Source organism: Streptomyces sp. NPDC041940 (assembly GCF_055589465.1).
This window is the reverse complement of sequence record NZ_JBVJBP010000023.1, coordinates 1-14,031: the sequence shown is the minus strand read 5'-3', so window position 1 is coordinate 14,031 and position 14,031 is coordinate 1. Positions and strand designations below refer to the sequence as shown.

14 protein-coding genes are annotated in these 14,031 nt (G+C 72.9%); 8 read left to right on the top strand and 6 right to left on the bottom strand.

Going from position 1 to position 14,031, the window contains the following annotated elements; all coding sequences use genetic code 11:
- Positions 1 to 140: 140 nt before the first annotated feature.
- Complete coding sequence (thrS, locus tag ACZ6I3_RS31120) at positions 141 to 1,370, top strand: threonine--tRNA ligase (protein ID WP_469419134.1); 1,230 nt, start codon at positions 141 to 143, stop codon at positions 1,368 to 1,370.
- Between the two features lie 19 nt (positions 1,371 to 1,389).
- Here thrS and ACZ6I3_RS31115 read toward each other — a convergent pair whose 3' ends face one another.
- Entirely contained in the window at positions 1,390 to 1,947 is a 558-nt protein-coding gene (locus ACZ6I3_RS31115; protein ID WP_469419132.1) for a pyridoxamine 5'-phosphate oxidase family protein, read from the bottom strand.
- Between the two features lie 160 nt (positions 1,948 to 2,107).
- Between ACZ6I3_RS31115 and ACZ6I3_RS31110 the strand changes: the two genes are divergently transcribed.
- Entirely contained in the window at positions 2,108 to 3,064 is a 957-nt protein-coding gene (locus ACZ6I3_RS31110; protein ID WP_469419130.1) for a nucleoside hydrolase, read from the top strand.
- A 70-nt stretch (positions 3,065 to 3,134) separates the two neighbouring features.
- On the top strand, positions 3,135 to 3,632 hold the full coding sequence (locus tag ACZ6I3_RS31105) for a DUF2975 domain-containing protein (protein WP_469419129.1): 498 nt from the start codon (positions 3,135 to 3,137) through the stop codon (positions 3,630 to 3,632).
- A gap of 570 nt (positions 3,633 to 4,202) precedes the next feature.
- On the opposite strand, the gene ACZ6I3_RS31100 is transcribed toward ACZ6I3_RS31105, so the two are convergent.
- On the bottom strand, positions 4,203 to 5,150 hold the full coding sequence (locus tag ACZ6I3_RS31100; protein ID WP_469419128.1) for an LAETG motif-containing sortase-dependent surface protein: 948 nt from the start codon (positions 5,148 to 5,150) through the stop codon (positions 4,203 to 4,205).
- A 306-nt stretch (positions 5,151 to 5,456) separates the two neighbouring features.
- Here ACZ6I3_RS31100 and ACZ6I3_RS31095 point away from each other — a divergent pair, with 306 nt between their 5' ends.
- Positions 5,457 to 7,118, top strand: a complete 1,662-nt coding sequence (locus tag ACZ6I3_RS31095; protein WP_469419126.1) for a glycoside hydrolase family 13 protein — start codon at positions 5,457 to 5,459, stop codon at positions 7,116 to 7,118.
- Positions 7,119 to 7,309: 191 nt separating this feature from the next.
- On the top strand, positions 7,310 to 8,053 hold the full coding sequence (locus ACZ6I3_RS31090) for an Ig-like domain-containing protein (RefSeq protein ID WP_469419124.1): 744 nt from the start codon (positions 7,310 to 7,312) through the stop codon (positions 8,051 to 8,053).
- Between the two features lie 217 nt (positions 8,054 to 8,270).
- Here the strand turns inward: ACZ6I3_RS31090 and ACZ6I3_RS31085 are convergent, their stop codons facing one another.
- Both ACZ6I3_RS31085 and ACZ6I3_RS31080 read right to left on the bottom strand, forming a co-directional pair.
- The gene (locus ACZ6I3_RS31085) at positions 8,271 to 8,759 is read right to left on the bottom strand and encodes a hypothetical protein (RefSeq protein ID WP_469419122.1); all 489 of its coding nucleotides are present in this window, start codon (positions 8,757 to 8,759) and stop codon (positions 8,271 to 8,273) included.
- A 47-nt stretch (positions 8,760 to 8,806) separates the two neighbouring features.
- A complete protein-coding gene (locus ACZ6I3_RS31080) occupies positions 8,807 to 9,181 on the bottom strand; it encodes a DUF6479 family protein (protein WP_469419121.1) in 375 nt (124 codons plus the stop codon).
- Between the two features lie 129 nt (positions 9,182 to 9,310).
- On the opposite strand from ACZ6I3_RS31080, the gene ACZ6I3_RS31075 reads away from it, so the two are divergent.
- The gene (locus tag ACZ6I3_RS31075; protein WP_469419119.1) at positions 9,311 to 10,162 is read left to right on the top strand and encodes a hypothetical protein; all 852 of its coding nucleotides are present in this window, start codon (positions 9,311 to 9,313) and stop codon (positions 10,160 to 10,162) included.
- A 146-nt stretch (positions 10,163 to 10,308) separates the two neighbouring features.
- The gene (locus ACZ6I3_RS31070) at positions 10,309 to 10,722 is read left to right on the top strand and encodes a DUF5994 family protein (RefSeq protein WP_469419117.1); all 414 of its coding nucleotides are present in this window, start codon (positions 10,309 to 10,311) and stop codon (positions 10,720 to 10,722) included.
- Positions 10,723 to 10,753: 31 nt separating this feature from the next.
- Here the strand turns inward: ACZ6I3_RS31070 and ACZ6I3_RS31065 are convergent, their stop codons facing one another.
- Both ACZ6I3_RS31065 and ACZ6I3_RS31060 read right to left on the bottom strand, forming a co-directional pair.
- On the bottom strand, positions 10,754 to 11,116 hold the full coding sequence (locus tag ACZ6I3_RS31065; protein WP_469419116.1) for a DUF1304 domain-containing protein: 363 nt from the start codon (positions 11,114 to 11,116) through the stop codon (positions 10,754 to 10,756).
- A gap of 188 nt (positions 11,117 to 11,304) precedes the next feature.
- Complete coding sequence (locus ACZ6I3_RS31060; RefSeq protein WP_469419115.1) at positions 11,305 to 11,880, bottom strand: TetR/AcrR family transcriptional regulator; 576 nt, start codon at positions 11,878 to 11,880, stop codon at positions 11,305 to 11,307.
- Positions 11,881 to 11,954: 74 nt separating this feature from the next.
- On the opposite strand from ACZ6I3_RS31060, the gene ACZ6I3_RS31055 reads away from it, so the two are divergent.
- Positions 11,955 to 13,811 carry an ABC transporter ATP-binding protein gene (locus tag ACZ6I3_RS31055; RefSeq protein ID WP_469419113.1) on the top strand — a complete coding sequence of 619 codons (1,857 nt, stop codon included), beginning with the start codon at positions 11,955 to 11,957 and terminating at the stop codon, positions 13,809 to 13,811.
- The last annotated feature ends 220 nt before the right edge of the window (positions 13,812 to 14,031 follow it).

Below are 14,031 nucleotides of genomic sequence, written 5' to 3'. Positions count from 1 at the left end.
TCCCGTCTCTCACGACGACGCCGGAGAGTGTCCCGGCGCGCTGACAGCTGACCCAGATGTCCGAAGCCCCGGGGCGAGTGCCCCGGGGCTTCGTCGCGCGGTGCTCGCCCCGGATCCCGAAGATCCCGAGGGAGACCACCATGCACGACCACCGCCGGCTCGGCCGCGAACTGAACCTCTTCGACACCGACCCGCTGATGGGCGCCGGTCTGCCGTACTGGCTGCCCGACGGGGCGATCGTGCGCCACACCCTGGAGGAGTACATCCGCGAGGCGGAACGGCTGGCCGGCTACCGGCACGTGTACTCGCCCGCCCTCGGCAAACGCGAGCTGTACGAGATCTCCGGCCACTGGGACCACTACGGCGACGACATGTTCCCGCCGATGGACCTGGGCGCGGAACAGGTCCTGCTGCGCCCCAGCCTCTGCCCCCACCACGCCCTCATCTACCGCTCCCGCTCCCACAGTTACCGCGAACTCCCGCTCCGCATGGCTGAGTTGGGCGGCATGTACCGCTCGGAGCTGTCCGGCGTCCTCGGCGGGCTGACCCGGGTACGGGCCATCACCCTCAACGACGCGCACATCTTCTGCACCCTGGAACAGGCCGTCGAGGAGGCGCGAGCCGCGCTGGAGCTGATCGGCCGCGCCTACGCCGACCTGGGCATCCGCGCCTCCCGCCACCGGCTCTCGCTGCCCGGCGAGGGCGGCAAGTACGTGGCCGACCCGGACCTGTGGCGGCGGGCCACCGCCCTGCTCCGGGAGGTCCTGGACGGCTCCGGCGTCCCGTACGAGGCCGCCGAGGGCGAGGCGGCGTTCTACGGCCCCAAGATCGACGTGCAGATCACCGACCCGGCCGGCCGCGAGACCACCCTGTCCACCGTCCAGATCGACTTCCACCAGCCCGAGCGCTTCGACCTGCACTACGTCGGCGCGGACGGGGCGAAGCACCGCCCGGTCATGGTGCACCGCAGCATCATCGGCAGCGTGGAACGCGCGGTGGCGCATCTCCTGGAGACCCACGGCGGCGCGTTCCCGGCGTGGCTGGCGCCGGTGCAGCTGGCCGTCCTGCCGGTCGCGGAGGACCAGGCGGACGCCGCCCACGCCCTCGCCCGCCGGGCCCGCGAACTCGGCCTGCGCGCCGAGGTGTCGGGCCCCGAGCAGGGCACCCTCGGTGCCCGCATCCGGGCGGCCCGGCTGGTCCCGTACCAGGCGGTGATCGGACGACGGGAGGCCGCGGCGGACCTCGTGTCCCCGCGCCTGCGGGACGGCCACCAGCCCCCCGCCCTCCCCGCCGCCGAACTGCTGCGGCGGATCGCCGAGCGGGTGGCGTCCCGGGGCACCGGCCTGTGGGACGAGCCGGACGGATCGTAGGACGGATCGTAGGACGGGCTCAGAACGACCAACGCGTATGGGAGTAGACCCCGTTGTCCCGCCCGAAGCCGTACGCCGTGTCCGGGGCCACCGCGTACACGACGTCCTCGCCGCTGCGGAACGCGTCGTCGATGCCGTGGAAGGTGCCCTCGGGGGAGGTGATGTGCGGTCCGTACTGCTCCTCGAACGCCGCGATGACCTCCTCCAGCAGCGCCGGGTCGGTGACCGGCCGCGCCCTGCCCTCGACCACCAGGTCGAAGCCCTCGTTCAGGGAGTTCGCCCCGGTGGTCAGCGCGCAGTGCGCGTCCCGCGCGAGGTTCTTCGCCTTCTGCTCCTGCCGGCCGGTGGAGAAGTACAGCACCCCGTCGTGCCAGGCGGCGATGACGGGCGTGACGTGCAGCCTGCCGTCGGGACGGACCGTGGACACCCAGAAGATCTCGGCGGCCCCCAGCCGCCGCTGCGCCTCGTCCCACTCGGTGGCGGTGACGCCCGAGGCACCCGGGCGGGGGTTGAGGGCGGAGCTGTAGCGGGGGTCGAGCTCGGTGGTGGGCTGCTGCGCGGGACCCGGTGCCGGCATGGCGTCTCTCCTGTCGTCCTCTGTTGTCGTACTCCCTGGACTTCCTGCCGTCTCCCTACGTCCTTCCCGCGTGCGCCCCGGCGTCGGTTCGCCCGTTCGGGGGGCGCGTAAGGTCGCTCGTACGGAGCCCAGCCCGGGACCAGTGGAAGGAGCCCTCGCCGTGACGGACGGTCAGCCCATCCCGGTGATCATCGACTGTGACACCGGCGTCGACGACGCCCTCGCCCTGCTGTTCGCCGTACGGCACCCCGCGCTCGACGTGCGCGCGATCACCTGCGTGGCCGGGAACACGGACGTGGACGGGGTCGTCCGTAACACGCTGACCGTGCTGGAGGTGGCCGGTGCCGGTGACATCCCCGTGGCCCGGGGCGCCGAGCGGCCGCTGATCGAGCCCGTGCGGACGGCGCGGCATGTGCACGGGCAGGACGGCATGGGGGATCTGGGGCTGCCCGCGCCGACCCGGGTGCCGGTCGACGTGGACGCGGTGACGCTGCTGCGCCGCGAGATCCTCGCCTCGCCGAGGCCGGTCACGCTCATCCCCACCGCTCCCCTGACGAACATCGCGCTGCTGCTGCGGACGCACCCCGAGGTGACCCGCAACATCGAGCGGATCGTGTTCATGGGCGGCGCGGTGGCGACCGGGAACGCCACGCCGGTCGCGGAGTTCAACGTGTGGCACGACCCGGAGGCCGCCGCGGTGCTGCTCACGGCGGGGGTGCCGATCACGATGTACGGCCTGGACGTGTTCAAGAGGGTCCTGGTGCCCGCCGGGGAGGTGCAGCGGCTGCGCACCAGCGCGGAACCGGCTCTGCGGCTGGCCGGTGAGCTGCTCGCCCACCGTGATCCGGCGACGTCCGGCGACCCCACGCCGATGGGTGGTCTCGGCGACGCGGGCGCCATCTGCGCGGTCGTCGACCCCAAGGGCATCACCACCGAGGCCCTGCCGGTCGAGGTCGTCCTCGCCCCCGGCCCGGCCCGCGGCCAGACGATCGTCGACCGCCGCCCGCGTCCCGGCGAGTCCGAGATCCATGAGGGTGTGCGCGAACAGCCCCTGGTGGACGTGGCGTTGGATGTGGACGTGGAGCGGTACGTCAGCCTGTACCTGGAGACGCTGTAACGCGGAAGGCGGCCGGGCAGCGGCCCGCGTATCGATTGACTTTCGATCGATATCGATCGAGAATCGATAAATGAATGGCTTCCTCATCGCCGCACTCCGGGCCGGTATCGCCTTCGCCGTCCTGGTCGGGCTCTTCGGGCAGTTCGTGGTCATACCGACGACGGCGGCCGACGAGGTCGACCGTTTCCCGCCCTACGCCCCGTTCGCCACGCCCTACGTGACCGTGGCGATCGTGGGGGTCGTCTGTGTGCAGGTCGCGCTCGTCGCCGTGTGGATGCTGCTCACGATGGTGCAGCGGGACGCGATCTTCACGCCCCGGGCCTTCCGGTGGGTCGACGTCATCATCGGCGCCTCGGTCGTCGCGACCGCCCTGGCCCTCGGGGTCGCCGGCCATCTGACCGTCGCCGAGATCCCCTCTCCCGACGACGGCATGGACGTCGAGAGCGCGCTGGCCGCCGCGACGGCGGGAGTCGCCGTGGGGGCGGCGTTCGCGATGCTGATGGTCGTCATGCGGAGCCTGTTGCAGAAGGCGACCAGTCTGCAGAGCGAGATGGCGGAGGTCGTCTGACGACGACGAACCCCGCCCTGCCGCAGGCTTGGAGGGGTGACGGCAGGGCGGGGAGTAGGGGGGGCGGCGGCCTGGCTCAGAGGCCGAGCGCGTCTCGTTCGCGGCGGCGCCGGGGCGCCTGCGGCAAGGGCGGCTGCCTCACCGGCCGACGGGCTGAGGTCCCGTCGCGAGGCTCGACGGCCCGCCCTGCGGCGGTCCCGGGCGGGGCGTTGGCAGGGCCGGGGTTCATGGGCGGGGGCTGCCTGCCTCAGGCGCCGGCCGAGCGCAGCGCCTCCGGCGCCGGGGTGGGGCGTGCGCGGTTCTTGCCCGCCGGGACTCGGTTGGGGACGCCGGCAGGGCAGGGTTTCGCAGGAGCTGCCGCGCTCACGCCGGGTTGGGGCGTGTGCGGTCCCTGTCCTGCCGGGGCTCGGTCGGGGGACGCCGGCAAGCCAGGCTTCATAGGAGCTGCTTCGTTCAGGCGTCGGCGGTGTTGCGCTCGGCCGGGGGCCGGGTTGGGGCGTGCGTGGTCCCTGCCCTGCCGCAGGCTTGGAGGGGTGACGGCAGGGCAGGGGTTCACAGGAGCCGCTTCGCTCAGGCGCCGGAGGCGTTGCGCTTGGCCGTGCGGCGGCGGGTGACGATCATCATGGCCGCGCCGCCTGCCAGCAGGGCCGCCGCGCCGAAGGCGATCGGGCCGGTGCTGCTGTTGGCGCCGGTCTCGGCGAGGTCGCCGCCGCCGCCGTTCGGCTTGGGGGCGGTCGGCGTCGACTCGGAGGCGGACGGGGTGGGTGTGTCCGTGTCGGAGGACGGCGGGGTCGAGGGCTCCGCGGGCTCGGACGGGGACGCCGGCGGCGTCGACTGCTCGGCCGGGGGCTCCGAGGGGCTCGCGGGCGGGCTGGACGGGGGCGGCGTCTCCGCGGGCGGGGGCGTCTTCGTGCAGTCTTCCGTGCCGCCGTTCCAGGCCGCGATCAGCTTGTCCTTGATGACCGGGCGGTCCGGGCCCTTGGGCAGCTCGCCGTGCTCGAAGCCGTCCTTCGCGTCCAGCTCGCCGTCGAACTTCACCGCGCCCCGGTACAGGTCGATCTGCCCGAAGCAGCCCTTGTCCGGGATGGCGATGTCGAGCGAGTCCGTGCCGCCCGGCTTGACCGTCACCGTGTCGAAGTCGACGAACACCTGCTCGCCCGAGGTCCCGAAGGTCGCGCCGTGGGCGAGGTAGGAGGCGAGGGAGGCCGTGCAGGTGGCCGCGTCACCGGCGGTGCGGACCTTGATGTGGACCTTGCCGTCCTCGGTCGGCTTCAGGTTCTGGTCGTCGACCTTCACCGAGTCGTGGAAGCTCGTGCCGTCGAGCGAGAACTGGCAGCGGTCGGTGCCGGTCTCCGTCCCCGCGCCCGTCCCGGGCTTGTAGCTGCCGCCGGACGACCAGCCGTCGCCACCCGGCGTACCGTGCGCGAACGCGGTGGTGGCGGAGGCGGCGCAGAGGGCGAGGGCCGCGGCGCCCGTCCCCAGCAGGCGTCGCGCGGTGACACGTCTCGCTATGGACATGCGATCCCATTTCTTGGCGTATGCCGGAACCCGGGTGACGGCAGCAGGGCAGCGCGCGGCGGCCGGCCGTACCGGGGTGAGTGGTCCGAGAAACACTGGGCTCATTGGTCACATGCGCCACAGTGTGACCTCATCGTGGCGGCGCCGCAGCACGCTGTCAACCTGCGGATATGCAAAGGGAGTTACTCCTCCATCACGCTTTCATCACAGCAGGAATGGATCACTCCGACCTCCCCGATGTTTCCTTTTTCCGGCATTCTGGACAGATTCAATGCTGTCGCCCGTATGCCCTGTGAAGGAGACCGCGTGACCGATCGCTCCACTCTCGACCTGTCGTCCCGGGATCCCGACTGGTGGCGGCAGGCCGTCGTCTACCAGGTCTATCCCCGCAGCTTCGCCGACGCCGACGGAGACGGACTCGGCGATCTGCGGGGCATCACCCGCCGCCTCGGTCACCTCGCCGCCCTGGGCGTCGACGCCCTGTGGATGAGCCCCTTCTACCCGTCCGAGCTCGCCGACGGCGGCTACGACGTCGCCGACCCCAGGGACGTCGACCCGCGCCTGGGCACCCTCGACGACTTCGACGCCCTGGCCGCAGAGGCCCACCGCCTCGGTCTGAAGGTCATCGTCGACATCGTGCCCAACCACTCCTCGCACCAGCACGTCTGGTTCCAGGAGGCCCTCGCCGCCGGCCCCGGCTCGGCGGCCCGCGACCGGTACGTCTTCCGCGACGGCCGCGGCGAGCACGGCGAACTCCCGCCCACCGACTGGCAGTCCGTCTTCGGCGGCAGCGCCTGGAAGCGGGTCGCCGACGGGCAGTGGTACCTGCACCTGTTCGCCCCCGAGCAGCCCGACCTCAACTGGGGGAACCAGGAGGTCCGCGCCGACCACCGCACCACCCTGCGCTTCTGGTCCGACCGCGGGGTCGACGGTTTCCGCGTCGACGTCGCCCACGCCCTGGTCAAGGACCTGAGCGAACCGCTGCGCGACCTCGGCACGCACGCGTCGGGCGGCGAGGAGGCGCTCGCCGGTCTGCCGCCGGGCACGCACCCCCTCTACGACCGTGACGAGGTGCACGAGATCTACCGCGACTGGCGCAAGATCCTCGACGCCTACCGTCCGCCGCGGATGGCCGTCGCCGAGGCCTGGGTGCCGGGTGCCCGGCGGGCGCTCTACGCCCGTCCGGACGAGCTGGGGCAGGCCTTCAACTTCGAGTATCTGGAGGCCGGCTGGGACGCCGGCGAGCTGAGGCAGGTCATCACCGACTCGCTCGCCACGGCCCGGGCCGCCGGTGCCTCGGCCACCTGGGTGCTGTCCAACCACGACGTCGTACGCCACGCCTCCCGGCTGATGCTCCCGCCCGGCACCGACCTCAACGCCTGGCTCCTCGCCGGCGGCCACGCCCCGGCCGTCGACGAGGAGGCCGGTCTGCGCCGGGCCCGGGCGGCCACCCTGCTGATGCTGGCGCTGCCCGGCTCGGCGTACCTCTACCAGGGCGAGGAACTCGGCCTGCCCGAGGTCGCCGACCTGCCCACCGAGGTGCTCCAGGACCCGATCTGGGAGCAGACGGGCCATGTCCGCAAGGGGCGCGACGGCTGCCGGGTGCCGTTGCCGTGGACGGCGGCCGGACCGTCGTACGGCTTCGGGGCCGGTGGTGCCTGGCTGCCGCAGCCGTCGGGCTTCGCCGCGTACGCCGTCTCGGCCCAGGACGGGGTGGAGGGTTCCACGCTGGAGCTGTACCGCACGGCCCTCAGGCTGCGCCGCAAACTCCTCGCCGGGGAGGAGCTGACGTGGGCCTCGGACGTCCCGGACGGTGTGCTCCGGTTCGACCGCAGTGAGGGGTGGCGGTGCGTGACGAACCTGTCCGGTACGGCCGTGCCGCTGCCGGCCGGTGAGGTGCTGCTGAGCAGCGCGCCGCTGGAGGACGGGAGGGTCGGGCCGGACACGACGGTGTGGCTCGGCCGCTGAGCGCTCCGCTGGGTGGTGCGGGTGGGTCGTCTCTGGTGTGCGGCGGCGTCGTGGCTGGTCGCGCGGTTCCCCGCGCCCCTTGGGGGCGTGGGGGCACCCGGGTGGGCGAGCAGCGGGTGCCACCTGCGGGGATGCCCGCGAGGATCGCTGGCAGAGTGCCGTCGACGTCCGCACAGGGAGTCCCGCCCGCGATGAACAGGTACAGCAGGACAGCAGCCGTGGCGGGGGTTGTGGTCGTGGGGGTGTTCGGGGTTCCGGGGGCGCCCGCGGTCGCCGAGGGGGGCGGGCTGTGGGGTGCGGCGGTCATCGCGCCCGGGCGGGAGGGCATCGTCGAGGTTGCCGGGTATCCGGGGTCGGGGCCGGGTGCGGGGGCCGTGCTGACACTGACCGCGCCCCGTGGGACCCGGGTGACGGACACGCCGCTCGACGCGTCCGGCTACCGCGGCTCGGTCGCCGCCGACGGGCGCAGCGGGACGTACCGGGTCACCGGCGACGCGACCGGACCGTCCTGGCGGGGCCGTACGTTCCCGTTCGTGCTGGCGGTGCCCGCGGGCGCCGTGCCCGGCACGCGGTTGCGGGGCTGTGAACTGCGGATCACCGACGCGCGCGGCGTGCGGCGGGCCGCCGGACGGTGTGCCGTGACCGTGGGCCTGGCCGGGCCGACGCTGACCCGTCCGCTGTCCGGCGTACCGCTGCACGCCCGGCCGGAGATCGCCGGCCAGGCCCACCCGGGCGCCCAGGTCACCGTCCGTGACAAGGACGACCGCGAGACCTGCGCGACGACGGCCGCCCACGACGGCACCTGGGCGTGCACCCCGGGCCCGGCCCTCTCGACGGGCGCCAATCGCCTCCAGGCGGTAGCCACCCTGAACGGGGTGAGCGCCATGAGCGAGCAGATCGACATCGCGGTGCGGGACTCCGGCCCGGGTCAGTAGCGCACGGCGCCCGGGCCGCTTTCGCCCGGACGGTGACGGGTCTTGGGCGGGTGTCCCGGCTTTGGTGGGTGCGGTGGGCGGTGCCGGTCGATCGTGGTGCGGGAGGGCGGCGGCTGGTCGGTAGCGCGCGGTGCCGGTCGGTCGTGGTGCGGGAGGGCGGCGGCTGGTCGGTAGCGCGCGGTGCCGGTCGGTCGTGGTGCGGGAGGGCGGCCGCTGGTCAGTAGCGCACGGCCCGGGCCACCTCCGTTTGGATCTCGCCGGAGACGTCGTGTGTGCCGCGGGCGGTGGCTGTGGCGGAGTGGCCGGCCTGCACGTTGTTCACCGTGACGATGACCGTGTCGATCAGCTGGTTCCCGGCGTCGGTGAAGTTGACCTGGACGGCGAAGGACCGGGCCGTGTCGTCGGTGTTGTCGACGGTGACCTCGGAACGGGCCCGGCCGTCGGAGCCGACGGTGGGCGGCGCGGCCTTCACGTCGCCCTTGACGTCGGTGCCGTCCTGGATGTCGTCGAGCCGGCGCTGGGCCTCCGCCGTGGCCGACTCGACCGCCTCGGAGGCCCCCGAGGCGATCGACCCGACCGCCGACTCCGCCTTGCTCGCGGTGTCGGAGGGACTGCCGTCGCCGCTGCAGCCGGTGAGCGCGGCGGCCAGGGCGAGCGTCACCGCCGCCCCGCCCGTCGCCCAGCGCGTCCGGTGGCGGACAGCCATAAAGCCTCCCGGGGGGAGCCGTCGGCCCGCAGGCCCGGCCTACGGCGTCACGTGCGTCCGAGGCCGCCGCCGCCGAAGGATCCGCTGGATCCGGGCGACCAGCGGCGCGGATTCTGGTCCTTGCCCGTCCTGGTGCTCGCGTGGTGGAGGTCGTGGGGCAGGATCCGGTCGCCGTCCTTCGTCGTGACCGGCATCTCGTCGGGCTCGCGCCGCTCGCGCATCTCGTGGACCGGCCCGCCGTCCGGGACGTGTGGTTGTTCCTCCGCGCCGGGGTGGTGCGTGTCCTTGTCCATGACCCGCATCCCGACCCGTACGCCCCAGATCAGCGCGCAGGCCACGATCAGCCCGCAGACGAAGGCGATGGTCACGGCGATCGCGTGATCCGACGACGCCGCCAGCAGTTCATACGTGGCCGTTTTCATACTCCGAGTATCGCCGACGAATTGCCATAAAGCGCCCGGAATGTCCGACGGCGGGAAACAAGGCAACCTCTGCCGCCCCGGCGGCGACCTGACGGTGATACCCCGTCCCCCACACGAGGGAGATCACCCATGCGCAGACATCTCGCGCGACTGATCACCGTGTTCGCCGTCTTAGCCGCGGTCTTCGCCACGCCCGGCCTGGCGAACGGCAAGGCACAGGCCGCCGACGAGTGGAACCCGCCCGCGAACCTCGTCCAGCCCCTGAACGAGGTCTGGCGGCACGTCGAGACGACCTACCCGAACCTGTACGGCTTCCGGAACTACGGCTGGGACCAGGTCATGGCCAACCGGGGCAGCGTCAACTACTGCGTCCGCTGGGAGTCCGACGCCCCGGTCAGCGCCGCCCTGCGCGACCGGATCCACGCGGCGCTGAAGAAGCAGTTCGGCAAGTGGATGACGGCCATGACCGAGAACGGCAAGGGGCACAACGCCTGGCCGTACACCAACGTCCCGGTCAACATCGTCGGCTGGGCCGTCAAGAACCGCTCCACCCTCCAGTGGACCGACAACTCCGTCGACATCTACACCGGCAATCTCGACGGCGGCGGCGCCCCGCAGTGCGCCCCGGACTGCGGCCGCTTCTTCCACCAGGACGGCAACTACTCGAAGTGCCCGGGCGGCGCCGCCCGCCACTACGACCAGTCACTGTGGCTGACCAAGGGCTTCGGCGGCGGCGCGGGCGGCGACTGGGGCCAGCGCATGGGCCAGGAGTACTTCACCGGCGCCCTCAACCAGGAGAACATCCACATCTACCTGCACGAGGTCGGCCACACCTTCGGCCTCGACGACTTCTACGACTGGTCGCCGACCGGGCAGTGCTGCTTCCTGATGAAGGCGGGCAGCGCCACGCAGATCACCGAGTTCGACAAGTGGATGGCGCGTGACTTCTGGCGCCATCTGAAGAACCGCTACGGCCTCTGACCGGCGGCGGGCGGTGCGGGCGGCCCCGGCTCCCGCACCGCCCCGCGGCGTACGGTGGAGAGACCGGGGGTATGCCGCAACCACCGGTGGCTGAACGGTCTCCTGGCCCCGTTCCCGCCGTCCCCCCGTTCCCAGCAGGAGCCCCGATGACGTCCGCCTCCTCGTCCCCGCCGCCGCTCCCCGCACCGCGGGACGTCCGGCTGCGGCTCGCCGAGCCCTCGCGCTTCGGCCGTACGGCACGCCGGATCGACGGGGCGTGGTGGCCCCGCTCGGACGACCTGGCGCGGGAGCTGACCGGACTGCTGGGCGTGCTGCCGCGTGCCTGGGGGCGCATCAGCAGCGTCCTGGTCCACGGGCACACCTGGCAGGACTGCCCGGAGCGGATGGTCGTCGCCGGGTGCACGGTGCACGTGGGCCGCACCGACTCGCCCACCGCCCCGCACACCGTCTGTCTGCTCGCGCTCGGCCGGGGCCGCTACGACCTGCTGGTGGTGCCGCCCGCGACGGCCCGGGCGGAGGCGGACCTGCTGATGGAGCGGGCCGTCGCTCAGGGCGCGTGAGGCCGGGGCGCCGCACGCCCGGCCCCGCCGCTCAGTGCGCGAGCAGCACCAGAGCGAGGGCGACCAGCGCCGGGACGGTCTGCACGAAGAGGATCTTCCGGCTGGCGGTGGCCGCGCCGTAGACCCCCGCGACCGCCACGCACACCAGGAAGAACACCGAGACCTGGAAGCCCACCGGGTCGGACGCCACCGCGCCCCACAGCAGGCCGGCCGCGAGGAAGCCGTTGTAGAGGCCCTGGTTGGCGGCCAGGGCCTTCGTCTCCGCCGCGAACTCGGCGGTGGTGCCGAAGGCGGCGCGGGCGCGTGGAGTGGTCCACAGGAACATCTCCAGCACCAGGATGTAGGCGTGGAGGGCGGCGAGAGCCAGCACCGCGAGGGTGGCGAGGATCGTCATGCACGCATCATCCCAGGCCCGTTTCGCCGTCCTCGCCCCGCCGTCCTCGTTCGGCCGCCCCCGGGAGGCGGCGGGCGGTGCCGGGTGGCAGATTGCGGGCAGTGGAAGGCCGGTCCGGGCCGACGCGTCCCCGCGTGTGCCGCTCGGGAGCCCGGCCCGGCCTTCCCGCTGCCCCGGCGCCGCGGGATCTACGGGGCGATGGCCTTGCGCAGGGTGTGCAGGCACAGCGTCATGGCGGAGTGCTTCGAGGCACCGGCGGTGCGGGTGTGCGCCCAGGCCGAGTACAGCAGGGACCAGACCAGGTTGCGGACCCACTCGTCGTCCAGCTCGGCGTCGATGCTGCCGTCCGTGTGCCCGCGCCGGACCGTGCTCAGGAAGTGCCGGTCGGCGGTGGTCTCCTCGTCCCAGCCGGACCAGGTCGCCAGTTGCGGTGTCTCGAACATCAGCGTGAGGCCGTCGCCGAGTTCGAAGTATTCCTGGCAGAGCCGCTCCAGGGCCTTGGCGGCCGGGCCGTCGTCGAGCCGGGCGCGATCGGTCGCCGTCTCGACCTTCTCCAGGATGTCCGTGCCGATGGCCGTGAGGAGGTCGGAGCGCTCCGGGAAGTAGCGGTGGACGGTCGTACGCCCCACACCCGCCGCCGCGGCGACATCGCCGAGCGAAGCGGTCGGGTCACCGGCCAGCAGGCCGATGGCGGCGTCGATGATGGCGCGCCGTGTGCGTGCCCGTGTCCCGCTCCCGGCCGCCCCGCCGCGCTCCTCAACCATGCGCATACGGTAGCGCGTCCTCCATGATGAAAATCGCTTGACCATTATGGAACATCGATGTTCCACTCGGCGGCATGACTGTTCCGGATGGCACGTCTCCCAAAGTGTCCGTTCCGCGGCTGCGGATCCTCTGGTCGTTCGCCCGGCCGCACCGGCGCTCCCTGGTCCTGGCCCTCGTCCTCGCCCTGGTGGGGTCCGGGATGGGGCTGGCCACCCCGATGGTCACCAAGGGCGTGCTCGACGCCCTCGGCGGTTCCGACTCGCTGCGGGGGCCGCTGCTGGCGCTGCTCGTCCTGCTGGCGGTGGGCAGTGTCGTCATGTACTGGCAGTGGACGCTGCTCGGCGCGCTGGGCGAGCGGGTGGTGCTCCGGGCCCGTGAGTCGATGGTGCGGCGCTTCCTGCGGGCCACCGTCCCCGCCGTCACCCGGCGCCCGCCCGGCGAACTCGTCACCCGCGTCACCTCCGACACGGTCCTGCTGCACCAGGCCGCCACCGGCGCCCCGGTCGGCCTGATCAACGCCGTCGTCATGCTCCTCGGAACCCTGGTCCTCATGGGCGTCCTCGACCTGGTGCTGCTGGGCACGGTCGCGGTGGCGGTGGCGGTGGTCGCCGTCCTGTTCGGCGTCCTCATGCCCGGGATCGCGACCGCGCAGCAGCGCGCCCAGGACCACCTCGGGCGGCTCGGCGGCAATCTGGAGGGCGCGCTGCGCGCGATCCGCACGGTGAAGGCCGGCCGGGCCGAGGACCGCACGGCCGAGCGCATCGTGGCCGACGCGCGCATCTCCGCCGAGCACGGCGTCCGCGCGAACCGCCGCGAGGCCCTGGCCTGGACGATCGCGCTCGCCGGCATCCAGCTGGCGATCATCCTGGTGCTGGGCGTGGGCGCCTGGCGGGTCTCCGAGGGGGACCTCGAGGTCTCCAGCCTCATCGCGTTCCTGCTCTACGCGTTCGGGCTGATGGACCCGATCAGCGAACTCAGCCAGAACGTCACCGCGCTCCAGTCCGGGATCGCGGCGGCGGAGCGGATCCGGGAGACGGACGAGCTGGACTCGGAGGAGACGCACGGGGGCGCGCTGGACGCCCCTGTCCGGGAAGCAGCCGTACGGGACACCCTCGTACCGGAGACCCCTGTACGGGGCACCCTCGTACAGGACACCCCCGTACAGGACACCCCCGTACTCGAACTGAGGGACGTCACCGCGGCCTACGGCCCCGACGCGAAACCGGCGGTGCGCGGTGTCGACCTGGTCGTCCCGCGGCACGGGCACACGGCGATCGTCGGACCCTCGGGCGCGGGCAAGACGACCCTGTTCTCCCTGGTGCTGCGCTTCCTGGAGCCGACCGGCGGGGAACTGCTCCTGGACGGCCGCCCCTACCGCGACCACAGCCACGACACGATCCGGTCGCGCCTGGCCTACGTCGAGCAGGACACCCCGGTCGTGCCCGGGACGATCCGCGAGAACCTGCTGCTGTCCCGCCCGGACGCGACGGACGCGGAACTGCGCCGGGTCCTGGACGAGGTACGGCTGGCCGAGAAGGTCGACGCCCTGGACGACGGCCTCGACACGCCCCTGACCGGCGCGGCCGTGTCGGGCGGCGAGCGGCAGCGCATCGCCCTGGCCCGCGCCCTGCTGCGCACGCCGGACGTACTGCTCCTGGACGAGGCGACGGCCCAGCTCGACGGGCTGACCGAGGTCGCCGTGCAGAGCTGTGTCCGCGCCCGTGCGGCCACCGGTGCCGTGGTCACGATCGCCCACCGGCTGTCGACCGTGATCGACGCGGACACCATCGTGGTGATGGACGAGGGCCGGGTCCGTGCCCGGGGCAGCCACGGGGAACTGCTCGCCACGGACACGCTGTACCGGGAACTGGTGGCGGCCCTGCGCATCGCGGCCCCCGCCGACTGTCCGGAATCAACCATTCTCGGTTGACCGGCAGCCTCAGGTTTGATCAGCTGTCCCACCTGTCTTGTTCGATTCTGATCGAGCGTTTCCGGGCTCCCTGGGGGGAGCTTGTGACAAGTGGGGGAGTTTCCTTGACGCATCACGATGCCGTTGTGGGGGGGGGGGGGGGGGGGGGGGGGGGGGGGGGGGGGGGGGGGGGGGGGGGGGGGGGGGGGGGGGGGGGGGGGGGGGGGGGGGGGGGGGGGGG